This window comes from Microbulbifer mixtoriginis (SeqCode) (genome assembly GCF_052467945.1).
In genome coordinates, this window is record NZ_CP174328.1 from 3,000,932 (window position 1) to 3,024,764 (window position 23,833).

General features: G+C 47.2%; 17 protein-coding genes. 2 read left to right on the forward strand and 15 right to left on the reverse strand.

Features of this window, described 5'->3' with window-relative positions:
* Positions 1-85: 85 nt before the first annotated feature.
* The 5 genes from ACJJIJ_RS13225 to ACJJIJ_RS13245 form a co-directional block, all read right to left on the reverse strand.
* Entirely contained in the window at positions 86-1,153 is a 1,068-nt protein-coding gene (locus tag ACJJIJ_RS13225; RefSeq protein ID WP_444937585.1) for a sulfite exporter TauE/SafE family protein, read from the reverse strand.
* 151 nt (positions 1,154-1,304) lie between these two features.
* Positions 1,305-2,012, reverse strand: a complete 708-nt coding sequence (locus tag ACJJIJ_RS13230; RefSeq protein ID WP_444884007.1) for a SapC family protein — start codon at positions 2,010-2,012, stop codon at positions 1,305-1,307.
* Positions 2,013-2,358: 346 nt separating this feature from the next.
* Complete coding sequence (locus ACJJIJ_RS13235) at positions 2,359-3,750, reverse strand: S41 family peptidase (protein ID WP_444937586.1); 1,392 nt, start codon at positions 3,748-3,750, stop codon at positions 2,359-2,361.
* A 140-nt stretch (positions 3,751-3,890) separates the two neighbouring features.
* Entirely contained in the window at positions 3,891-4,751 is an 861-nt protein-coding gene (locus tag ACJJIJ_RS13240; RefSeq protein WP_444884005.1) for an alpha/beta fold hydrolase, read from the reverse strand.
* Positions 4,751-5,932 carry an MFS transporter gene (locus ACJJIJ_RS13245; protein WP_444884004.1) on the reverse strand — a complete coding sequence of 394 codons (1,182 nt, stop codon included), beginning with the start codon at positions 5,930-5,932 and terminating at the stop codon, positions 4,751-4,753. The genes ACJJIJ_RS13240 and ACJJIJ_RS13245 overlap by 1 nt, the downstream gene beginning before the upstream one ends.
* Before the next feature lie 406 nt (positions 5,933-6,338).
* Here ACJJIJ_RS13245 and ACJJIJ_RS13250 point away from each other — a divergent pair, with 406 nt between their 5' ends.
* Positions 6,339-7,358, forward strand: a complete 1,020-nt coding sequence (locus ACJJIJ_RS13250) for a Vgb family protein (protein WP_444937587.1) — start codon at positions 6,339-6,341, stop codon at positions 7,356-7,358.
* 989 nt (positions 7,359-8,347) lie between these two features.
* On the opposite strand, the gene ACJJIJ_RS13255 is transcribed toward ACJJIJ_RS13250, so the two are convergent.
* A complete protein-coding gene (locus ACJJIJ_RS13255) occupies positions 8,348-9,097 on the reverse strand; it encodes a zinc metalloprotease (protein ID WP_444884001.1) in 750 nt (249 codons plus the stop codon).
* Between the two features lie 28 nt (positions 9,098-9,125).
* Between ACJJIJ_RS13255 and ACJJIJ_RS13260 the strand changes: the two genes are divergently transcribed.
* Positions 9,126-9,272: a hypothetical protein gene (locus tag ACJJIJ_RS13260; RefSeq protein WP_252083045.1), complete on the forward strand. Its 147-nt coding sequence runs from the start codon at positions 9,126-9,128 to the stop codon at positions 9,270-9,272.
* Positions 9,273-10,010: 738 nt separating this feature from the next.
* Here ACJJIJ_RS13260 and ACJJIJ_RS13265 read toward each other — a convergent pair.
* From ACJJIJ_RS13265 to ACJJIJ_RS13305, 9 genes are all read right to left on the reverse strand, one after another.
* Positions 10,011-10,328 (reverse strand): hypothetical protein, encoded by a 318-nt coding sequence (locus ACJJIJ_RS13265; protein ID WP_444884000.1) that lies wholly within the window; start codon positions 10,326-10,328, stop codon positions 10,011-10,013.
* A gap of 1 nt (position 10,329) precedes the next feature.
* Positions 10,330-11,571 (reverse strand): RHS repeat-associated core domain-containing protein, encoded by a 1,242-nt coding sequence (locus tag ACJJIJ_RS13270; protein WP_444937588.1) that lies wholly within the window; start codon positions 11,569-11,571, stop codon positions 10,330-10,332.
* Between the two features lie 55 nt (positions 11,572-11,626).
* Positions 11,627-12,091: a hypothetical protein gene (locus ACJJIJ_RS13275; protein ID WP_444883998.1), complete on the reverse strand. Its 465-nt coding sequence runs from the start codon at positions 12,089-12,091 to the stop codon at positions 11,627-11,629.
* A 581-nt stretch (positions 12,092-12,672) separates the two neighbouring features.
* Positions 12,673-13,107: an IS200/IS605 family transposase gene (gene tnpA, locus ACJJIJ_RS13280; protein ID WP_444937589.1), complete on the reverse strand. Its 435-nt coding sequence runs from the start codon at positions 13,105-13,107 to the stop codon at positions 12,673-12,675.
* Positions 13,108-13,327: 220 nt separating this feature from the next.
* Positions 13,328-14,455, reverse strand: a complete 1,128-nt coding sequence (locus ACJJIJ_RS13285; RefSeq protein ID WP_444937590.1) for an ADP-ribosylglycohydrolase family protein — start codon at positions 14,453-14,455, stop codon at positions 13,328-13,330.
* Positions 14,455-19,581, reverse strand: a complete 5,127-nt coding sequence (locus ACJJIJ_RS13290; RefSeq protein ID WP_444937591.1) for an RHS repeat-associated core domain-containing protein — start codon at positions 19,579-19,581, stop codon at positions 14,455-14,457. Before ACJJIJ_RS13290 ends, ACJJIJ_RS13285 begins: the two co-directional genes overlap by 1 nt.
* Before the next feature lie 826 nt (positions 19,582-20,407).
* Positions 20,408-21,844: a pyruvate kinase gene (gene pyk / locus ACJJIJ_RS13295; protein ID WP_444883994.1), complete on the reverse strand. Its 1,437-nt coding sequence runs from the start codon at positions 21,842-21,844 to the stop codon at positions 20,408-20,410.
* A gap of 153 nt (positions 21,845-21,997) precedes the next feature.
* Positions 21,998-23,032 (reverse strand): type I glyceraldehyde-3-phosphate dehydrogenase, encoded by a 1,035-nt coding sequence (gene gap, locus ACJJIJ_RS13300; RefSeq protein WP_444937592.1) that lies wholly within the window; start codon positions 23,030-23,032, stop codon positions 21,998-22,000.
* A gap of 163 nt (positions 23,033-23,195) precedes the next feature.
* Complete coding sequence (locus ACJJIJ_RS13305; protein ID WP_444937593.1) at positions 23,196-23,825, reverse strand: bifunctional 4-hydroxy-2-oxoglutarate aldolase/2-dehydro-3-deoxy-phosphogluconate aldolase; 630 nt, start codon at positions 23,823-23,825, stop codon at positions 23,196-23,198.
* Between the last annotated feature and the right edge of the window lie 8 nt (positions 23,826-23,833).

Here is a 23,833-nt window from a genome sequence, read left to right on the forward strand (position 1 = left end):
TACTTAGCAGCCGATATTTTTTATCGCAAAACATCTAGTCTTTGCCGCCGGCACGCAGTCGCGCGCCAGCACTCGCCAAGCTCCCTTATTTAACCCCCGGTATCAAACTCTCCTCTATCGCAACTGCCTTAATCTCTGCACCAGACCCATTTGCTGCCGCGCCACGGCTGCGCTCTCGGCGCAACCCCAATACCCGCAGCCACTCGAACCCCAGTAAGCACAGCAATAACGCCAATAGCACTAGAGGTCCTCCCAGGCCGCTTAGGGCTTGCCGTTCCGACGCACAGGTCCACACAAGCTGTACAACACACAGTAGAGCCACAATTAGCAGGGTGGGTTTGCGCCCCAGCAAGCTCACAACAAAAACACCAAGGGGCGCCCCCAAGGCCACCACCGGCGCCGCTGCCAGCCAGTTACCAAAAACCCCTGGCTGCCAGTCGCCGGCCAGCGACTTCACCAGCACACCGAGTACAGAGCAGAAGGCCATGATCACTACCGAGGTGGGAATCGCTACCTTCAGGTCCACACGGCTCAGCAGCACCAAAGCCGCGTACACCAGCATATCCACACCAACCCCGGTTACCGAGACCACACAGAAGCCTGCAAAAGCCCCAAGCAGAAGACCTACACGAAAATCCGTTGGGCACTGCGGATCACCCTTGTGCTCACAGTCGGTGATCTCGGAGAGCCGATACAAATGAAATATCCCAAAGCTGCCCCAAAGCACCGCGAAAGAGAGCTTCACCCACAGCTCGGAAATCATCGGCGCAAACAGCAATATGCCCGCAGGAGTGGCCAATAAAGAACCGAGCAAGGCGCCGCGTAGCATCGACCAGGCTAACGGCTGCTGCCGACAAAGAATAAACAGGCTGGCACTAACCATACCGATCGACTGCACCGCAAAACTGAAGTCGCGGCCGAGACTGGCAGGCATATCAAATAAGAGCACCAACACGGGGAAGCCCACCGTGCCTCCACCCATGGGCGTGGAACCGGCGGCATAGCTGCCGAGCGCCATTGCAAGCGCCATGGACCAATGCTCCAGTGCTAGGGCCAAGTTATTGCCCTGCATAACGAGAAACAGCCAGACTCCGTAAAATAACGCCAACCAGGCAAACCAGTAGCGGAGAGAGAGCCGCGCTAGGTATTTCATTTTATTATTCGCGAACTTAAACGTCAGAGGGGCTAATAGTGGTACGAGTGCAAGGCGGGATCAAGGAGGGATAATGACTGCTGATAACTGCATCTCGTAATACTGATGCGCGCAGGCAGCCCGGCAACCGCAATTGCCGGGCTGTACAGGATTAGTTCAGACGCTTCTTGCGAATCAGATTCTGAACCTGCATGGAGGACATCATGGAAGCGTAGATCGCCGGCAGAGCGCCACGCTTGCGCAGTTCCAGGAAGTCTTCATCGGACAGCTTGTTCAGCTTCTCTTCGTCAATCACGTAGAAACCAGTCAGATCGTAGGGCTTATCTTCTTCGGTAATACGCAGAGTCAGCTTCTTCTGGGTCAGCAGGTCTTTGGATACCAGGAATTCGATAAACGACTCGGTAACAGATACGCGCTGGGCAGTTTCTACCACCGCCTGAGCGCGGTTTTTCAGGTAGTCAGTCTGCTCGCCCTCACCGTCAAACAGAGCCTCGCCTGCGGACTCACTCAACATACTGGAGTCTTCATCGATACACAGTACCGCCTGATCAGTGTTCTCTGGGTTCTTCACCAGCACGAATGGGTAGGTGCGAACCTGCAGAGGAATGTAGCTGCCATTCCAGCCCTCAGCGCCAGAGAACAGGTTTTCACCGGGACGCAGGCCTGTAAGAGCCACCACTTTAAACTGCTCAGTATTCTGGTCTTTTACGAACAGGATCGGATAGCTCTGGGCCGCCTGAACAATTTCCTGAACCACCAGCGGCAAAATATGATTGCTGCTCACATGGTCAAAAGTGATGTCCTGGGTGAGTTTCAGGTTGGCGTGTGCCTTTTTATCCAAAGCTTTGATCTGTGCCATAAGTACAACTCCTAGCTACTTTTATAGTTACTTAATTTTCAGAGATACCCTAACGTACCACTTAATTGGCTTATAAACGATGACAAGCGCTTTCCTGTAGTCGCCGGAAACCAAAGTCAGCATTAAACAGGTAAGCGGGCCAACAGGCAATCTCGACCACCAGTAAATTATCTAAAGACAAAATCCCGCGAGCATGCCTCTCCCAGCAAAGACTTGGGTTCCAGCCATATAATAGAAATGTGAGGCATAACAGTCCAAGCTTGCACAGGGAACCATCAGAGTAGAATTATTTAAGGGACCCGTAACAGTAGGGAAAGTTAGTCAACATTGTTCAATAAATCCGCAATCAGAGCGCTGAGCTAGTGATTGTGCTCTTCAAGTCAATGAAAGCCCTATCCAGCACCCTGTCCTCACCTGATCTCACAATATCCAGGGTGCGCTCCACCAGAATATCTGGCTGGATACCATAGCCAACAAACTCCCGCCCATCAGGGTAAGTGTCCCGCTTGGTACACACCCTGAAAGTACCACCTCCAGGAAGATCTACAATCATTGGCTGACCTGTACTGCCATAAGTAGGCTCACCGACGGTAGTAAAGTGCTCGAGAGAATCTGCATACACCAAGAAATCTTCGGCTGCAGAGGCGGTATTTCGGCCAATTAGTACATAAGTTGGCACTATGTGGTTACTATCCAATTTCGGCTCAACTATATCCCCGGAGTCCTCACTAAATTCCCACGAAGCACCCTCTGCATAGGGCCGATACTCTTCTAAATCTTCAAACTGATCGGCAAAAGAGCCCCAGGCCTTATAAGCCGCAACATGTTTGGGAGTTTTCCATACAGAGCCTGGTAAATTCCGATCAGCCAAATAAGAGATTATCTCTCCGGCATAAGCAGAATTACCTCCACCATTAAAACGCAGATCAATAATCAGCCCTTTAGACTTAGTAATCTCATCGTAGTGAGATTTAAACTGCGCAACAATCGCCTCATCATGAAAACCATTTAGCGCTACATAACCAATATCATTCTCCAGCCATTTGAACTCAAACAGCTCACCGTTGGAGGCGGGCTGTTTAATTGAGGCATATTCGATCTTCCTACCCCGCGCATCCCGCTTAACCTCAATACTCTTGGTCGCCCCATCGGGGGTTGCAATAGTGAGCTGGACCATGCTGCCCGGCTTTCCATCAAGAGCATCCCGAACCGCGGTATTCCAGAGAATATGCTGGGTAGAGCTAGCAATATATGGCAAAACCTGTTCTTTTAAATGAGCTTCTATGGGCTGCCCATTGATTGCGACAATAATTGAACCCGGCGGAATATGTGACTCCAAGCCCTTCTCAACACCTGTGATTACTGCTTTACGTCCGGTCTCAGCTAAGCGAATAGCTGGCCAGTCTACATAACTGGAGGACATACCCTTTGGGTAATAAATATTAGTATGTCCATCCTGTAGAAAGGCATTGAGACGCTTTAACTCGCGGTAATATTCATAGGTGTTTTGTGTTGCTAAAACCCGTGGAATAAACTCCTGGTATTTAGCATCAAAGTCCAACTCGGGAACCTGATCAAAGAAAGCAAAGTTGTAGCTAACTTCCCTCCAATAAAGGGAGAGACCATAAAGTTTTTCTGCATCAGATAAATTCTCTGGAACTTTATTGATGCCCTTCGCAAATACAATGCCTGCAGAGAAAGTTGTCAAAGAAAAAGCCAATATAATTTTTTTAAGCACAATAAAAGCCCTATAGATGCAAGGACTTCTATTTTAGGGCTAGGGGATGGATGGTCAATACAGGCCACCTTTATAAGACTGCAATTTGTCAAATATGAAATGCAATATGGCTACATTTGCTTTTTATTTGACTTCAACATCTATTTATAGGTCCTGGAAATAAGTGCCAGAATCTCATTTAATACCATATCCGGCTCATCATTTTGAGGATAGTGATAGCTCTTCTCAGTCAAAACAGCTTTGCCTCGTGGAAACGCTTTGGCCCAATTAGAATGTAACTCCCCCCATCTATCCCGGGCCTCATCAGTAAAGAAAAGAAGAGGAGGATTGTCATACTTTTTAATTGAGGCAATTACTGTGACGGGTATATCTGGGATTTGTGGATAGTCAGGTAAAGGGCGTTTAGACCAAAAATCCAGGTACTGATTCGACATGCCGTTCTTCATATCATCCAGTTTTACCTGAGCAATTTGCTCTTCGGCCAATTCCAGATTCAGAGATCGCATAATATCCACATCATGCTCAGAAGAAGGCTCTATCAGCATCAACGCTGCCATTCTTTCTGGGTACTGTGCGGCAAACGTTCGGGCTACATGAGCACCATAGGAGTGCGCAATATAAGTAACTTTCTCTTTAACCCCCAAAGCCTCCAATAACGCCTTGGCCCCTTGAGCATAATCCTCAGAGCTAAAATGTTTCTTGATGGCTGTAGAATTACCATTGCCAACACGCGAGTAACGTATAACTCGTGCATGCTCTGCTAGCCTGTCATAGATTGGATTCCAGTCAGACATACCAGCCGAGCCCCCCGCTTCTAAAAGCAGGATAGCCTTACCAGATCCTTTGATCTCATATTCAATACGGTACTCACCCACAGGAATCTGTTCCGGCGACGCAAAAGCATATAGCGGAAGTGCAAGCACTATGAGTAGGAGGATTTGATGCATATACAACCCATAATAACGATCAAAGAATCCAAACTTAAAAAATAATAGAGCCACTATGTGGCAGCAACACCCTGCCCTAAGCGCGCTTCATTGCCTGGTCCGGGGTGTTCCGGTACCAGCTGAGCCAATCCCAAAGAAACCAAAGCCATCAAAGATCCAGCAAAGAAAACCATCGCTGGAGAGGTGAGCCATAGCAAACCAAACAAAACGGGGATAATAACCGCCGCGATATGATTAATGGTAAAGCTGACACCTGCAGAGGCTGCGATGTCACGTTCATCCACGATCTTTTGGAAATAGGTCTTGATGGCAATGGCCATAGAGAAAAACAGATGATCGATAATATAAAGCGCAGCTGCCATCATCGCGCTCTCCACCAATGCATAACCAGCAAAGACTAGTGCTAAACCAATATATTCCAGAGTGAGGATTCGGCGCTCACCAAAGCGAACAATAAACTGGCCAATTTTCGGGGCAATATATAAATTCAACAGGTGGTTTACGGTATAAAGTGCAGCAACTTCCCCTACGCTATAACCAAACTTCTCAACCATCAAAAAACCAGCAAAAACAATAAAGATCTGCCGACGTGCACCGCTCATCATTGTCAGAGCGTAGTAAAGCCAATAACGTTTGCGTACAACCAACTGCTTTCTCTGGCTATGGGGCTGGGGAAATTGAGGAAAAAGTATCCAGGCCACCAGGGCAATAATAACTGTGCTCCCTCCTCCAATCAGGTAAACCCAGGAATAGTCCAACCCGCCAAAATCCATCAAGCCCCAAACTAGCCCATAGGCCAATAATGCGGCAAAAGAGCCAGCTGCAGCCATTCGCCCCATCCAGATTGCCGAAGTCTTCTTTGGAAACCACTGCAAAGCCAGAGAGGTTTGCAGGGTTTCATAGAAGTGAAAACCGATCGACATCAATAATGTCGTGAGTAATAAACCTGTGAGAGATGGAAAAAAACCGGTCAGCAACACACCAATCCCGGTTGCTACAAGTGAGAGAAGCGCCAACCGCTGCTCACGAATAAGCAGCAAAACAAAGATCACTGTAAAGGCAAGGAAACCTGGGATTTCCCGCACACTTTGCAGCAAGCCAATATCAGCCCCGGTAAATGAAGCCTTGGCTATCACAAAGTTATTAAGGAGGGTATTCCAGACAGAAAAAGAAAGTGGCATTGAGCCTGCAAGGATCAACAGAAGAATTTCCGGTCGACGGAGGCGTTGTAACATAGCGGGACTCCTACACTGAGGACAGCAATATACGCTATACAACGCTGGCGTGTAAATTGAGCTTAAGATGACTGCCAATCACCACCAAACCAGCTATTAATTCTGCCTTGTAGTAAAGACAAGGCTCTTCTCATTTAAACCCCACTGGGTCAATTAGAACTTACACAAATAGAGCTCTGAGACTTCAGTATCTCTTTCGTAAATATGATCAAGTGCCCCAATGAGATTCTTGATCGCTAAATAGCAGTTTGAAATCACTCTTCGGCGAAACATTAATCCTGTAAACCATTTTCAATATGCATCAATTATCACCTATGCTTTGACCAGGACTCAGATCACCCATTTTCCCACACTACGGCATATACGTATAAATTCTCCTTGACGGCTTAATCACTGGAATTGGCAAATGAAAATCTCCCCAAAACTTCCTGCGCTGTCACTAAAAATCACTATCTGCGTCATTTATTTCTTGTCGACATCATTAATTACTGCGGCACAAGAAAATAAACTGCCAGGCGGACTCAAATTAAACGAGTGGAAGGTCCCCTGGCAGGGACTGCCCAGAGACCCCCATGTGGATAACAGGCAGCAAGTTTGGTTCTGTGGGCAGGCCGGCAACTACATCGGTCGATTTTCTCCGTCTGATCAGACGTTTAAAAAATTTGAGGTCCCTGAAGGAACCCACCCTCACAACTTGATAGTAGATAAGCAGGGCATGGTTTGGTATGCGGGCAACCGCAATGCGCATATTGGGCGTATGGATGCAGAGACCGGTAAAATCACTCAATACCCAATGCCTAAAGGTGTAAATGATCCACATACACTGGTATTCAACCGTGAGGGCAATATTTGGTTTACAGCCCAACAGAGCAATCGCATAGGTATTTTGGATGTAAATAATGGAGAGGTGAAAGTAGCTACACCACAAACTGCCAACGCACGCCCTTATGGAATCAAGGTAGACTCACAAGGTCGCCCCTGGGTTGCTCTATTTGGCACGAATAAACTAGCTTGGGTAGACCCTAAAACCATGGTGGTAAACGAAATCTCAATTCCCCGACCAAACGCTCGGCCTCGCAGGCTGGAAATCGATACATCTAACAATATCTGGTATGTGGACTATCAAGAGGGCTATCTTGGCAGATATACGCCCAGTACAAAAGAATTCAAAGAATGGAAGCTCCCCACTGAAAATCCACGCCCTTACGGAACCGCAATGGATAACAAAGGCCGGCTATGGGTAGCAGACACCGGTGATATTCCTAACATCATCTTTGCTTTTGATACAGAAGCACAAAAATTTGTCAGTCAAACGACTGTACCCAGCGGAGGTAACATTCGATATATGTATTTTGACAATAAAGATGGAAGCTTTTGGTTCGGTGTCGATTCTGGATTTCTAGATCAGGGAATACCAAAAAAATGAGTCTTTTACAAAATTACAGATAAATTTATAGAAGAAACTCCCAACATGAGACGCCGAGGGCAGCCTGCTAAAACTGGAGTCTATCTAATGCCTTCAACACGGTGTTTTAGCCCAAGCGATGCTCACACCCTTCTTTTTTCTCAGAAGGAGGTATACAGATAGTAATAGGCACATATTCATTTTATATTCAAGCAAGGAGTTGAACTTAAGGACTATTCAGTTAGCTCCAGCAACCCATATCGAGAATACGTTCACAGGGTAGATGTAGATCATAGCGCAAAAAGAAATGCAGAAAATTCTGTACGACGGGAGAAATCGATTAATTGATGAGAACTCCAGCAATTGAATTCTCTTAAAAATCCCCCCCCTACAAACAACTCTCAATATAGGAGTAAGTTCCCAAAGCTTATTGAGGGGTTACTTTTCAACAACTTGTAATCTTTGGTTTAAAAATAACCAACCATCAGAGAAGATATCTTTGACTTAATTAGGGCGGTACTAAAAATTTAATTAAATCTTGATTACATATAAAGCAAGAATGCAGGCACCTACTCTGGCCGAGGTTGCCAATTGATCACAGCGGGATAGGCCTTATTCTCGCACAACCAAATTACTGCTCGAATCCCAGGCCTAAGTTCTGCTTGTGAATCAGTAACCTTTCCCCAGTCACTCTCCAGAAACTCTTTCCCTTGTAAACGGAACTGACCGAGAAGTGCTTTCCAACTAGGCATCGTCAATTCTAATGATTCTTTGGTGTCGTAATCGGTGGAAATCCATACTTTAACGCTGTTTCCTGTCCGCACTAATTTTGTCACCTCTCCCTGCCAGGAAGTCAGCTGGTTCCTATTACAAGCAACATAGCCTGGCACAGCGAGCCTCTGGGCAGTTACGTTAGCCGTATTCATAGATATCAAAGCAAATAGGATAAAAAATCGGATACTTTTCATAATTATCAGTGTATTGGGGGGAGTAATCCCCCCAAAAAATTATTATAGACCGCGGTAGGTACTGCTTTGCTCATCTGCGCGAGTAGCCTGCCCCTCTGTGAATTCGTACATACAGCTATCGTCTGTGTAATCCATAAAATTTGTAATCGGATCAAGACCGGCTGCGTTCCGCCCCCTAGTACAGGAATCCCTACCTACTGGACACCCGTAAGCCGGTGACCTCTCGGCAGGAGTATCGGAAACATAATCCCCATTTCCACCACAGCCGCCCTGGAAGGTATGATACAAACCTAACCAGTGGCCAACCTCATGAGTAAGAGTATCGCCCTCGTTGTAAGGTGCTGCATCGCCACCAGGCACAGAACCGGTTAAAATAACTACCCCGTCATCCAGCGGATCTGAAGAATAGCTGCTTGGGAAAGTTGCCCACCCAAGTAGACCACCGCCGATATCAGCCACATAGATATTCAGGTCTCCCGCATCACCAACACGCAATGAACTTTTCATAGCGCGCTCTGCGGAGGAACCATATCCAACGTTATACCAAGAATTATTAGCCGTTACTGAAGTTGAAACCAGATTGAAAGTAAATGGTGTACTCGCATAAGCATCATTAAGTACTGCCATTTGCGCATTAATTACATTGCTGGGTAGCGACCCATTATTGGCGTTATCAGTAATAACATGGAAATATACATCAATAGTTACAGAACCCGCTGGACGTAGCGTATGAGTTCCACTGCTTATACTATGAGACTGTCCGCGCAGCGCAGTAAAATGCTGCTCTTTCAAAGCAGCCTCCTGAATAGAGGGGTGATTAGTGCCACAACGTTTAAATTTAGCGTTGTCATTAGCACGCTCAAGTGAAGAATCACTTTCAGCAAAACTGATAGCAGGTGATATTAGCAAACATAAAGATAATGCAGTTTTTATTGAAGTTGAAAGATTAGCTTTTCTCATAACTTGAACCTTAATATTTTTATTAAATTGACAACCCCAGACAGCCCGATCACCTTCCATGCTGAAGACAACTACTGTCAATAGTACCAACTCTCAAAAAAGGAATAATGACATTGGTTTCTTTAATTAGGCGGCAAGCTCAACCAAATGGCATAAAAAGAATTAAATTCAAGGACCACTTCAAATGAAGTTTCCACACCAGAAACACAATAAAGACAGGAAAAATAGTTTCACAAGTAATTATTCCTGGGCAAAACACGATTAAAAAATTAATCGCAATTTAAAGCCCCAGCTGCTACAGGTACCAATCGACACAATTTCGCTTTTAAAAAGACAATTATCACCTACCACTGCACCCAACTATATTTACTACCATTTCACAAGTGATATAAATCCATGGGATACATCCTACAAGCCATTTTATAACTTCCTTTTTTTATATTGCCTGCATGTTAATTACATTAAGGAAGTTATAAAACAGCTTCTAGCGTTACTCACCATCTAGGCAACCGGTAACACTCTTACCATCGTTACCCAATTCAGAGTAAACCGATATTTAAATTAACCACTTAATAAAGTACTGGCAATACTTTTATTGCCCATACCTAAATCTCAGCTCTTCAATTTATGACCATTCTAAGCTGCCTCTTTAGCACGCCATAGATCACAAGTAATAGGAACTATAAGATACGGACACATACAGAGAGCCCTCCAGACACCATAAAAATTTCTGGCTAATAGACAATCAATCAAAAGCCCCCCAATTTCTCAACTCACACATTTTCTCACCAAACTCTTTTATAGTCATGATGTCTGGAAAGCTAACATAGTAACGCTCCTCTAAAGCCTCTATTTTTTGCTGCATTACTTTTGGATTTTCCATATCCTCTTTATCATGTTCATAAACTGGAAAATACTTAAAAACCAAATCAATATCAAAAGGTTCTTTACCATCTAATTTTGCTTTTTGCTTAGCCTTTTCCAGCCTTTCCTGCCTTTCTTTTTTGTGTCGTCGCCTTAATTCAGCAACAAATTGCTTTGCAGCTTCACCTTTAAGCCTCATATCAATCTCCAAACCCACCATGCTCTTCAATAGCTTTACCCCAAGTTCTCCCCTTATACTTGGATAAGGTTGAAACCACATCCTCTTTCCAAGCTCCGTCAGGTAAAGGGTCGGTTATTCTTGCTATCTCAGCATCATCAATTTCAATATGTTTCAACTCATTCATTTCAAAAGTTGGATCACTTGTAAGTTTAACGTATTCAGATTGATCAAGAATATCCAACTCACCTTGCTCAACTCTAGCGACCAGCTTTTTATCTCCTGAAGGGGATGTACCATAAAGCTCGTAAACCCCAAGCTCCGGATTATCCTCAAAAAATTTTATTGTCTTCTCTCTGTTTTCTCTTGCTGGTTTGAAACTAGTCTCTCCCACAACATGAAAAGGGACTATAGGGTCCTCACCACCAGGCTTTCGCATTAGAACACCGATTAAAGAGATTTCGAGCGGAGCATCCATATCAGAGACATTAAGTTTTCTTCCTGTGTTTTGCGCCGCATCAACTAACTTTTGAATATCTTCAACATCACCTAAACGCTTATCTACCATAAAGCTTACAGGCTTTCCTAATACATCCTTTTGTTTTAACAATTCGGCTTGTACTCGTTTAGCAAGCATTGAACTCTCAGCATGTACCTGATCATGTGTGACAGGAAATTTTGTGTTATCAATCAGTAATTTCTTGAACTCATCAGGGTTAATTACTGCAATGTCATTCATACTTTCGACGCCTTGCACTCCGCCAGAGTTAACAAAACGCGACTTACCACTACCAGAATTGCCTCGCATAGCGAATATTGTTGGTTCATCAACTGATTGGCCTAGACCTGTAATACGATTTAATTTTTCTTGAACCAAGTCATGATGTAAAACTTGACGCTCCTCATCCCATACCCCGTTTACTTCATAAACTTCTTGTGTTTTCTTACCTTCCGAAAGTTCTCTTGCTGCTTTTTTAGGACAAATTGAAACTACTTCGCTAGAAGTAAGCCCAAGAGGATCAACCCAATGTATCGGATTAGAGCAATAGCGGTATAAATTGATTCCCCCCACTAAACCAATCGGGTCCTGCTGAGTAAACTCTCCCACCCGCGAATCATAGTATCTAAACCGGTTGTAGTGCAGCCCGGTCTCTTCATCGAAGTACTGCCCTTGGAAGCGAATCGGCTGTTCAATTTGGTTTTCGTGAGCCACGGCGATATTGCCATAGCTCTTGTAGGCAACGTCTCCACACCACTTCACCATCTTGGTTGGTGAGGGTATCCGGGGTTTCGAGGTGGTCTAGGTGGTAGTAATAGACCTACTTATCTTCATTAAGTGCAACAGGTTTGAAAGTCTTCGGTTCGAAGTAGTATGTACGGCTATTAAGATCCTGCTGAACTTGGAGATCTCTTTTGATTTCTTGCAGGAGGACATCACCATCCCAAAGAAAGCCAGTTTGATCATCGCTAGAAGCCTTACTAATAAGGCGCCTTAGAGGGGCATATTGGTAGTGAATCTCTAGTTGAAGCCGCTCTGCCCCATCTTCTACCTTAAGCTTTTCTACCCGCACCAGCTGCTGGCGACTGTTGTAATGGTAGCGGGCTTGCAGTTTTTGGCCTTTACCGCGTAGCTCGGCAATACGGTTGCCGTGGATATCGTAGCGGTAGTGGGTATCACCACGAAAAGCGAGGCAGTTGCCTTTGACTTGAGTGGCGCTGGCCTGTTGATTTGCTTCGCCTTTCGAGTTGGGGGCGACAAGAATATTGTGTAGGAACGTGGACAAAGCATTCGGGGTTGGGTCAGGCGGACCAGGGCATCGTAATAATAACTGCACTCAGGGATTGAGCCCTGAGTCGGATCTTATTCCAGGCAGTTGACCTTGCCCAGACATTGTTTTTCTTGGTATTGCTAATCAGCCGATCAGTATCGCTGCCTAAGTAGGTTTTGGAATTTACTGGCAGGATTGAAGGCGAAGTTAAGCACTTCATACTCATCCAATATAGTAGCTAAAGCCCCCTAGCCGGTATTCCTCTCAAGCCAATCACAGGCTGGCTAGCCAGAGATCAAGAGAACATTGGCAACACATGTTTCACTCCTTAATTACCATTTCGATCAGACCTAAATCGACCCATTTTCTTTCTATGTAATTTTCAACAAGAAATGGAAAAAACTATATGTAAGTTCGCACTCAAAACAGCCTCTTCATTTATTGAAGAATTAATATTACACCTAGCTCACGAAGTGATCCCCACTAAAATTTAACGCTACAAAATTATATACAACCAACTTATCAAAGACTTAATGGAGCAATCAACAACCACTCGCATAGCGGGTGGTATGGTGAAAGCCCCCAGAGAGGGCTAGTTACAACCCCGCTAGTTGAATCTGTTCTTGCCGGCGTTCTTCGACCTCTTGATTCTTGATGCACTCTCGAATCATCTGCTCATCAAGCCCCACTGTACTCACGCAGTAACCCCGAGCCCAAAAGTGTCTTCCTGTGAAATTTCTCTGTACATGTTTGTACTTCCGAAATATCTGGATCGCAGATTTCCCTTTCAGAAACCCAACCGTATTGGAAACACTAAACTTCGGAGGAATCATTAACAGCATATGAATGTGATCCCTCATTCCGTACCCCTCGACTAACTCAATGCCTTTTTGGCGACATAAGCCTCGGAATATTGCTCCAATCTCCCGCCTCAATGTCCCAAATAACGCTTTCTTTCGATACTTGGGCACAAATACCACGTGGTACCTGCAATAATGTTTCACGTGAGTTTGGCACTGCCAATCTCGCATATGGCCTCCTTCTAGAACTTGCCCGTTCATGGAGGCCATATTTTTACTCTGCACGCCGGAACGGCTGAGCCTTGTCAAGTCTCACCGCCAGAGGCGGTGGTTTACCTGTGTGTTAATTAAAACTAACCTATTATTAGGGGAATAATTTCAAATAGGTGCATATGTCGAAATATTATTCCGACAACCAAGAGGCTTCATACACATTCAAAACATAGCAAAACTAGACTTTTTGTAAATTAACAATATTACACTCTTCAAAAACTGGACTCCCTGCATAATATGCAACCAACTCATCTGCAAAATAATAAAACAGATGAGGCTTATGTATCTTTTTTATAAAGTGAAATGGGATCTTCGATTCTCCATAGAAGGCTCCAGCCAATTGACCATATATAGCACCAATAGTATCACTATCACCTCCAAGGTTTACGGCTTTCACAAGGCCATCTTCAAAATTTGAAGTATTATAAAAAGCCCATAAAGCCGCCTCTAAAGAATCAATGACATAACCGGATGAGAGTATTTCATCTCTTGTTTTTTTCTTATATGATCCCAGTGCTATTTTGTTTACCTTCTCGCAAAGAGGATGAAATCCCCAATAGCCGTTAACTGGAGCATATCCTTCGCTCAAAAGTACATCTTTTGTCTCGCCATACAAAGCACCAAGAATCAGAGCTGAAAAATACCTACATGAATCCACACATTCAATTGCGGGATGAGTTGTTTTTGAACTTTCTCCAGCCATTCGGATACCATCCTGTGGCAGGCTAGCAAAAAAAAGGGGGACCGGAGCCAGCCTCATTAGGGAACCATTACCTGCGGATCTTTCATGTTTAGAACCAGAAAACTCTTGCCCTGTTTCAGAGAACTTACTGAGGGCTCTCGCAGTAGCATTCCCTATATCAAAACAACTACCAGTGGAACTAAAAAGACCATCCTTCCACCACGCTAGATAAAGCTCCATTTGATTTCTTGCATCGAAAGATTTCTTATCAAGCAAGCTATAGGCTAGACAAAGAGCCATACTAGTATCATCAGTCCATTGACCAGGCTTCAACTTAAATGGTCCTCCCCCTACAATTTCTGTTAGATCCTCTTTATCTGGTCTCGCACCAAATTCCAGGGTTGTACCTAGGGCATCTCCAATAGCCAGACCTAACAAGCAACCTCTATATCTATCAGCTAGAATACTAGAGTTCTTCCCAATTGATCTTGTAAAATTGAATAAGTCTGCCTGTGATCGAGAAGATTCTCGATAGATAAAGTAGTTTAGTAGCCATTGATTTTTAGTTTGACTTTCCTCATCAAACTTATTAGACAATGGAGGAACACTAACTTTAACAACCATTATTCCTCCTCCAAATCAATACGCCAAATACCATCTTCATCTTTTTCTTTCTTAGTTATTTTAAACTCTGTTCCCGGACGGAACAAAACCTCATCTTCGGAGGGAACTGCAGATATATCTTGTATTTTTACACCTGTTTTAGATTTTATAGTCATTTGCACATTTCCAGAAAAAGCTTCATCTGGGTCTGAAGTTGAACTACTAAAGCCCTTATCTGAATATATTTCCCCCACACCAGGAAAACGCTCATGAACTTTTTCTTCTGTCATTGGGGCACCGCGATAAGTTGTTCCTGCAAAATTTCTTAAAGGGTCAGCTGAAAGTTTTTCAAGCGCCCTACTTGCAGCACTATTAACAGGGTCCCACGTCTCACTTATTTCAGGGTATTTTCCTCTCAACACCCCATTCATCTGCCTATAGTATGGGCCGGTATAGGTCCGAAGTGCTAAAAACTCATGCTGATATAAATTTTCTGGCAACCCCTCAAGAGAACTTTGCAACTGATTACTATTTTCAACAAAAGATAAACCAGCATGTTGCTCAACGACGTTATTGACATTTAAATCTTCAAGAAAGTCAAAATCATCCGGTATTTTATTTACATCACCTTTAGAGCAATCGTCACTTTTTGCAGTAAGCCCAAACGGATCAATCCATCTAACTGGGTTGGGAACATACCGATAATTATTCGATCCCCCCAATAACCCAACCGGATCTTGTTGAGTAAACTCACCAACTTGTGGATCATAGTACCTAAACCGGTTGTAATGCAGCCCAGTTTCTTCATCGAAATACTGCCCTTGGAAGCGAATCGGCTGTTCAATTTGGTTTTCGTGAGCCACGGCGATATTGCCATAGCTCTTGTAGGCAACACTCCATACCACTTCACCATCTTGGTTGGTAAGGGTATCTGGAGTTCCCAGGTGATCCAGATGGTAGTGATAAACCTGATTATCTTCTTTTAAACCAACAGGTTTGAAAGTACCCGGCTCGAAGTAGTAAGTACGGGTATTGAGATCCTGCTTGGTCTGGGTATCGACTTTATTTTCCTGCAGGAGCACGTCGCCATCCCAGAGAAAACCGGTTTGCACGCTTTCACTCACTTTACCAATACGACGCCCCAGAGGGTCGTATTGGTAGTGAATCTTTTGTTGAAGCTGCTCTGCCCCCTCTTCTACCTTGAGCTTTTCTACCCGCACCAGCTGCTGGCGGCTGTTGTAGTGGTAGCGGGTTTGCAGTTTTTGTCCTTTACCGCGCAGTTCGGCGATGCGATTGCCGTGGATATCGTAGCGGTAGTGGGTATCACCACGGAAGGCTAAGCGGTTGCCTTTGACCTGGGTGGCGCTGGCCTGCTGCTTGGCTTCGTCTTTCGAGTTAGCGGCGGCAAGAATATTGTGCGCGGGATCGTGCACAAAATATTCGGGGTTGGGGCCGTCTACCTGAGTGAGGCGGTCGAGGGCGTCGTAGTGGTAGCTGCGGGTGCCGCGCAGGCTGTCCTCAATTTGGGCAATCTGGCCGGCTTTATTGTATTGGTAGCTACGCTCCAGGATGGAGTTTGACTGAGCTGGATCTGATACCGGGCCATTTGCTTTGCCCAGGCGCAGTTTTTGCAGGCGGCCCTGAGGGTCGTAGTCTCTCTGGCTTTCCAGCCCATTGCCGTGTTGGCGCTGGCTTTCCCTGCCCTGTTCATCGTGGCTGATGCTGGTGATCAGCTGATCTGTATCACTGCCTATGGGGCGGCGGTGCAGGCTTTGGAATTGACCGGCGGGGTTGAAGGCGAAGTTCAGTACTTCACCACCGGGTAATGTTGTGGCAATACGATTACCGACGGCATCGTATTGGTGGCTCAGTTTGTCTTTACCCTGCCAATCGGCAACAACACGCCCATTAGCATCGTACTCCCAGCGCAATTTACGGTGGGTATTTTCCGCCTCAATTAATTGCCCACTGCAGTTGTAGCGGAAGTTAGTAATTCCATCCGGGGTCACTTCTTCTAACAAACGACCAAAGGGGTCACGCTCGAAGATGGTGTCGATGCCCTTACCTGAATCCGAATCCGTCACTGCTCTGGAGCTAATCAGGTGGCCGGCGCGGTTGTAGGCGTAGCGGGTCACGCGGCCATCGAAACCGACTTCTTCAATTAATCGTTCGTTGAGATCGTATTTAAGCTGGTAGCGTTCACCATTTTCGTTGGTGAGGCCAACTAAGTTGCGCTCGCCGTCGTAGTGGTATTGCAGGCGGCTGCCATCCGGATTAGTACGGGCCTTAACCTGGCTAAGGCCGTCGTAAGCGTAGCAGGTACTGCGACCTTCGGAGTCGGTAACTTCGGCCAGTAACCCCTGAGGGTTGTAGCTGTATTGGGTGCGAGCACCATCTGGGGTGATTACCGCATGGATGCGATCCTGAGCATCATACTCGTAGCGGGTGACCTGGCCGGGGGCGTGCTGTACTTCTTCCAGGCGACGAGCGCTATCGTAGCGGTAGTGCTGGGCGCGGCCCATAGGGTCTTTGACCGCCGCGAGTTTACCCTCGGGATTCCACAAGTAGCGGGTAGTATTTCCCAATGGGTCGGTAACGCTGCCGATCAGACCAACGGGGTTATAACCGTACTGGGTACTGTTGCCGAGAGGATCTTTAGTGGCAACGATCTGACCTTTTTCATTGTACTCGCGTTGCCACTTATTGCCAGCAGGGTCCGTAACTTTTGCGGGCAGACCTTCGCTATTGTATTCAATGCGGCGCTTATTGCCGGCGGCATCGGTTTTTTGTACCAGGCGGCCTTGATTATCGTATTGATAAATCTCTTCGCGCAGACTGCCATCGTCACTTGGCAGCTGTACCTTAGTGATCTGGCCCAGATCGTTATATGTATAAAGGGTCTCGGCACCTTCCGGATCGCGGTGATAAATGGGCAGGGCGCGCTCATTGAAACGGTAACGCTCTTTACCGCCGCGGGTATCCGTGACGCTAACCCCCTTACCATCATCATCCCAGGCAAACTGATAATTGTAAGTGTCCTGCCCATCGATAGGGTCACCCCACTGACGAACACAGCGGGCGGAGGGACCTTCGGCATCCCATTCGAAGTGGAAGCGGTAGCCGGTTTTTAGGGTACGCTGCTTAATAACATGCTGGTGATACTGATACTGCTCACTGTGGCCATCAGCATCGGTGGCCTTGATCAGGTCGCCTTCATTGTTGTACTCATATTTTGCGAGAACTTTAATACGACCATCGCGGGTTTCTTTTTTCAGTTCACCAATATGTAAACTTTTTGCCTGCCCTTCCGGAGGACTGATATGCAGGGCTTCACCGAGACTGCTCTCGATACAGATTAAACGCTCATCGATATAGTGGAACAGGTAGAAGTTGCCGTAACCATCGCGAATTTCTGCAAGCTTAAGAGTCCCCTTATCCCCGATAGCTTTAAAGTGCCTCTGCACTCCATTGGGGGCACCATAGGGGGTAACTATCCAATGTTCATCATTAACGCGAGTAAGCGATAACTGCTCCACCACATTGTGGCTGCGACCGCTATCTCCTGGTGCCGGCAGGTTAATCACTCGGCCCTCGGCATCGTGGAATTGCACCGCTTTACCGGGTCGCCATAGCAGTTTTTCCCCCAGGGTATGAGTCCAGCCATGTCCCAGACCAAAATCTTTGGGGTTACTGCTGCGGTAAGTACGCGTTACAGTGAGTGGCAGGGGCCCATCTAATACCGTATCCACCAGAGTGAGACGCTCCTCACCGGTTTTTAAGTTGATGGGCTCTCCGCCCTCACAGGCATTCGCATTGCACTGGGAAGTACCACCATTCTGGTTTGTGCCTGTTTCACTGTTAGCTCTATCAGGCTCGTTGGAGGCGGAGTTGCCACCTGCTTGACTCCTGCCCACTGCGTTGGAGCCGGAACCAGCACCCTGGCTACTTTGATTGCCGTTGCTGGAACCGCTAGAAGAGCTATTGCTAGTACTAGAGCTACCACTAGAGGAAGTGCTGCTTGAGGAGGAACCGCGTGACGAGGGGCCGCCGGAAGATGACGGCACTGAAGCCTCTGAAGAGCTTAAATCGGAGAAGCTGGCTCCATTGCCCTTGGCATTGCCGCCGCGTTTTTTGGAGAGCAGATTGCGCTGCTTTTTCAGCTTGGCAAAATCCATCATCAGGTCGCCGATGCCACGGAAGGCTGTTAGCAGGCGCGTATTTTTCGCCATAGCCGCTACCGCACCAATACCCCCTGTAGCCGCAGCCAACACGATGGTGAGAATAATCTCAAAAGCTCCACCACCGGCCATTTCGGTGATTTCTAAACTGTGCTGGGCACTGGCGTAATCCTTGGCAAAACGGATGATGATATCGCGTAGCGCCGGATCGTCATAAATCAGTTCAGCCACCTCAAGGGCCAGATCAAATTGCTGCTTGGTGATTTTAGAGGGGTCGAAGCCGAGTACATCTACCGCTTCTCGCTGAACAGCCGATAAATATTCCCGTTGAGACTCTACAAGACTTTTATCATGGAGCAGGTAATTGACAACCGCTTTATTTTGCTCAAAGGACTGACGTACAGGATGGATTAGTGCAGCCACTTCAAGCACGTCTTTAGCCCAAACGGCCAGCCCCCAGGCAGCGTTGCCCAGGCCCGTAGCGCCTCGATTAATATAAGCACCTACCTTCTCTAGACCCGAGCGCTGTTCATGGCGCTGCTGAATCAACGCAGCCTCAGCCCGCTCTTGAGCAATAATCTGCTGAAACCCTATACGGATTTTGCTGAGCAGTTGCGCCTGCTTGTCGACCAGCTCGGTAGCGGCAAATGGGGCTTCCTCAATAATCAGGCGGTTTTGTACCAGGGCCAGGTAGATTTCTTTTTCCCGGCTGGTTAAATGTCCCGGAGCTTCACTTAAGGGGCCAAGAAATATCGTACCCGACTGACTGGACTGGATACTGACACTCAGCGTATTGCAGGAAATCCCATTCAAGCCGAAAAAGTATTCATAGATCTCCTGAATGGCGGCGTTATCGAACATAGATAAGAGCTGGGTGGCATCCACCTGCAGGGGAATACCCATCTGGTACGCCCAGCCAACTCTCACCATATAACGAATGCCTTGCCTATTCTCGACACTTAGCTGCATGGATAATCCTTCAAACGCCGTAAGCCCGCTCTACGCCAGCTTCTTTTATCTTTGCCAGATCCAATAAATCATCCCGATTTATCTTCACATCTATTTACAACCCGGCGCACATGGCCGGCCTCTATTCCAATAAAAATTTTTCACCCTGCAAGTAATAACACGACGAGTACTTGTCACAGCCCAAAATCTTTTGGATTAGGATGTTCGCAATTTGTGAAATCTTAAATAGTAAACCTCATGATCCCGAAAGCTTATGGAAAACTACTTGCCAATAGCTCCAATTTACCGGCACCTGGATGGGATGAGGCCAAAGCTACCGGTAAGGGATACCTGAAATTGCGACCTATCTGGGCAGATTACCGCAAATAGGTCGAGGGGGATAGATAAACGGTATTACACGAGTACGACAACGAGTGTAGCGCTGCAGACAAATAAATTACTGAAAATATTTTGAATTAAGCGTAATAAATATAAAGGCAATCATCCTAACAACAGATAATTTACTGCAAAGATCTAAAAGAAAAATCAAATTCGAATTTAACCGGCAATAACTCATTAAAAAAGTTATTTGTGCTGCCATCCCTCTTCACTGCTTTAACTAGTAGCTACTAGTTGGATCTATAGAACCACTCCAGGATCAGGCGCAACGTGAACAACATCACAAACCAAGAGAGGAGAAAAGATTAGAAAGAATTTAGAGCTGGGTGAAAAAGTGAGCAGCTGAGAATGGAGAAATGAAAAGTTTATCGACAATCTTTCTCTTCAGGTGAAAGCCATTACTAATTTCAACCCCTAAACCGTTAGTAATGACTTACACCATAAAGATTTATTCGATTTCTTTAATACGCATCGAGTTGGTATGACCACCGACATTGAGGCGCTCACCTTGGGTGATCAATACCCGCTGGCCTTTTTGCAGGTCTATGCGCGCACCCAGCACTTCGATAATTGACTCGGTAAGGTGCCCCAGAGGCACCGTGGCTGGATCGTAACTGATGGGCTCTACTCCGCGCAAGAGTACCAGCTGACGTGCAACATTGGGGTGCCTTGTCATAGCGTAAATCGGCAGGCGGGTATTGGCGCGGGACATCATACGCGGGGTTCGGCCAGACTCTGTCAACGCAGCCACTGCGCAGAGATTCTCCACTCGGGCAGCCACATCAATAGCGGCCTGGGCGATCACGGTATCAATACGATCCGAAGCACCATGTTCCTCTGGCGAGTAAGGCACACTGCCGAGATACTGCTCAGCCCCCACAATCACCTCGCTCATGGATTCCACTGCGGAGACAGGATAATCCCCAGCGGCGGTCTCGGCAGAGAGCATCACCGCATCGGTGCCATCCAGCACGGCATTGGCCACGTCCATCACTTCCGCGCGGGTGGGCGTTGGGCTGGTAATCATGGACTCCATCATTTGCGTCGCGGTGATTACGCCACGATTGAGCGCATTGGCACGGTTGATCAGTTTCTTTTGCACACCCACCAGAGCGGGATCGCCAATCTCTACCCCTAGGTCGCCACGTGCCACCATAATCGCATCAGAGGCGAGAATCAGGGCATCCATCTGTGCATTGTCGGCAACGGCTTCGGCGCGCTCAATCTTGGCCACAATGGCGGCCTGGCTACCGGCAGCCTGCATGGCCTTGCGCGCGGTCTCCAGATCCTCGGCACAGCGGGGGAAACTCACTGCGAGGAAATCCACTTCCAATTCGGCAGCCAATTCAATATCGCGGTAATCTTTTTCAGTTAAAGCTGGCGCGGACAAGCCACCACCGAGCAGGTTAATGCCCTTATTATTGGAGAGTTTACCGCCCTGTAGCACACGGCAATACAGTTTGCTGGCAGTTGTACCCGTCACCTCCAGGCGAATCTTGCCATCGTCGAGCAGGAGAATATTACCGGAATGGCAATCGCTGATCAGGCTGGGGTAGTCGACCCCCACACGATGCTCATCGCCCCCTTCCGGAGGGCAGTCGAGATCCAGTGTAAACTCATCATTGTTCTCAAGCGCCACGCTGCCGGCTGTAAAACGGGCAATTCGAATTTTGGGGCCCTGTAAGTCGCCCAGCACTGCGACAGTTTTCCCCTGGGCCTCAGCAGCATCTCGTACTTCCCGCACCCGACGGCGATGGTCATCGGCACTACCATGGGAGAAATTTAAACGCACAACATTCACGCCGGCACGAATCATTTCATCGATCACACGCGGCTTATCGGTACCGGGTCCCAGAGTGGCGACGATTTTTGTATGGCGAATCATATGGTCCCGTTAGATATTTGTTTGAAAGAAAATGTCTACGACCGGCTAGCACTGCAAAAGTAAATTTAGCCGGCCCACTAGAGTACAAGACGAATTCACAGGCTTTCCCACAAGGGTTTTCTAATTTAGGGGCAACCTATCATAAGAGTACACTCAGGCAGATTCCGCCACCGGCAGATCCAACTGTAAAGCTGCTGCCATGGCCAAGCTGGTATCCAACATACGGTGGGAGAAGCCCCATTCATTGTCATACCAGGCCATCACCTTCACCAGATTTCCATTCACCCGCGTGTGATTGGCATCGAAGTGGCTGGAAGCGGTGGTGTGATTAAAATCCACAGAAACCAAAGGTTGGTCGCAATAGCTCAAGACACCACCACTGGCTTCTGCGGCGCTCCGCATAATGCGGTTTACCTCTTCAACCGTAGTATCGCGGCCCGCAATAAACTGACAGTCCACCAGAGAGACGTTACTTACCGGCACCCGAACCGCCATTCCATCCAAACGCCCCTTTAATTCCGGTAATACCAGACCCACGGCCGCCGCCGCCCCAGTCTTGGTGGGAATCATATTGTCGGCCGCGGCACGTGCCCGATAAATATCCGCATGTACCGCATCCTGAGTGTTTTGGTCGTTGGTATAGGCATGCACCGTGGTCATAAAGCCCCGCTCAATTCCCAGCGTACGGTGCAGCGCCTGTGCCACCGGTGCTAGGCAATTGGTGGTGCAGGAAGCATTGGAAACTACGCGATGCTCCGAGGTCAGGTTACTATTATTCACGCCGTAAACCACGGTGAGATCTACATCTTTTGAAGGAGCGGAAATCAGCACCGCTGCAGCACCAGTTTCGATATGGGCAGAGGCAGAAGCCTTGTCAGTAAAGCGGCCGGTACATTCCAATACCAGATCCACCCCCAGCTTTGCCCAAGGCAGTTTAGCCGGATCGCGCTCCTGATAGACCTGAACTCTATCGGAGCCGATAATCAACGCATTGCCATCCACTTTTACTTCGGTGGCAAAGCGGCCGTGAATAGTATCGAAACGCGTCAAGTGCGCATTGGAGGCAACCGGAGCCAAGTCATTAATCGCAACCAGCTGGATACGATCGCTGTAACCAGACTCGTAGATGGCACGGGTGACGTTGCGACCGATACGGCCATAACCATTGATGGCGAGTTTAATTTTCATCTGGCTTTACCTTTTTATTAGCTTCTGGTTATCCCCTATTGCATCCATTTATGAATGCACTCTAGCGAACTTTTATGACGATTTGCCTGATGGTGTAGCGCACTTACATCAGTCACTAAAGTACTACCCGAACAATTCGGGAACGGCACAGGCAATTAACAGATTAGAATTTCAGTGCTGCAGCCTGTTGCGAAAGACGGGTAATCTCGGCCCAATTTTTCTCCTGTACCAAGGCACTGGAGGCCATCCAGGAACCTCCCACACAAACCACGTTGTTAAGTGCCAGGTAATCCGCCGCGTTGTTGGGGCTCACACCACCGGTTGGGCAAAATTTTACTTCCGCTAATGGACCGGCAAGGGACTTCAGCATGGCCACACCACCGGCGGCCTCAGCAGGGAAAAATTTCTGATAACGGTAACCCCGCTCATACAGGCCCATCACTTCGGAGGCGCTTGAGGCACCGGGTAATAGTGGCACATCACTTTTATCCGCAGATGCCAATAGTTTTTCTGTTGCACCAGGGCTTACCATAAAGCGCGCTCCTGCATCGACAGAGCGGCGCAGATCATCGCCATTTAGCACTGTGCCGGTACCCACATCAGCCTCGGGTAGGTGTTTGGCAATTTGCTCTACTGCAGACAAGGCTGCTTCTGTGCGCAGGGTCACCTCAAGAACATTCAAGCCACCTTTGAGCAAGGCCTCAGCCAGGGGCAACGCATCTTCAGCCCGCTCGATAACCAACACTGGGACAACGCCAGCAGACTGCAAAATGTCGGCGATATTTTTCTGCATCAATCAAT

Excerpts from the sequence above, each read along its gene's own strand:
- ACJJIJ_RS13230 (WP_444884007.1), bottom strand. The coding sequence starts at position 2,012 with ATGGCACAGATCAAAGCTTTGGATAAAAAGGCACACGCCAACCTGAAA.
- ACJJIJ_RS13250 (WP_444937587.1), top strand. The coding sequence starts at position 6,339 with ATGAAAATCTCCCCAAAACTTCCTGCGCTGTCACTAAAAATCACTATC.
- ACJJIJ_RS13290 (WP_444937591.1), bottom strand. The coding sequence starts at position 19,581 with ATGCAGCTAAGTGTCGAGAATAGGCAAGGCATTCGTTATATGGTGAGA.
- ACJJIJ_RS13265 (WP_444884000.1), bottom strand. The coding sequence starts at position 10,328 with ATGAGGCTTAAAGGTGAAGCTGCAAAGCAATTTGTTGCTGAATTAAGG.
- ACJJIJ_RS13245 (WP_444884004.1), bottom strand. The coding sequence starts at position 5,932 with ATGTTACAACGCCTCCGTCGACCGGAAATTCTTCTGTTGATCCTTGCA.
- ACJJIJ_RS13225 (WP_444937585.1), bottom strand. The coding sequence starts at position 1,153 with ATGAAATACCTAGCGCGGCTCTCTCTCCGCTACTGGTTTGCCTGGTTG.
- ACJJIJ_RS13305 (WP_444937593.1), bottom strand. The coding sequence starts at position 23,825 with ATGCAGAAAAATATCGCCGACATTTTGCAGTCTGCTGGCGTTGTCCCA.
- ACJJIJ_RS13285 (WP_444937590.1), bottom strand. The coding sequence starts at position 14,455 with ATGGTTGTTAAAGTTAGTGTTCCTCCATTGTCTAATAAGTTTGATGAG.
- pyk (WP_444883994.1), bottom strand. The coding sequence starts at position 21,844 with ATGATTCGCCATACAAAAATCGTCGCCACTCTGGGACCCGGTACCGAT.
- ACJJIJ_RS13270 (WP_444937588.1), bottom strand. The coding sequence starts at position 11,571 with ATGGTGAAGTGGTGTGGAGACGTTGCCTACAAGAGCTATGGCAATATC.
- tnpA (WP_444937589.1), bottom strand. The coding sequence starts at position 13,107 with ATGCGAGATTGGCAGTGCCAAACTCACGTGAAACATTATTGCAGGTAC.
- gap (WP_444937592.1), bottom strand. The coding sequence starts at position 23,032 with ATGAAAATTAAACTCGCCATCAATGGTTATGGCCGTATCGGTCGCAAC.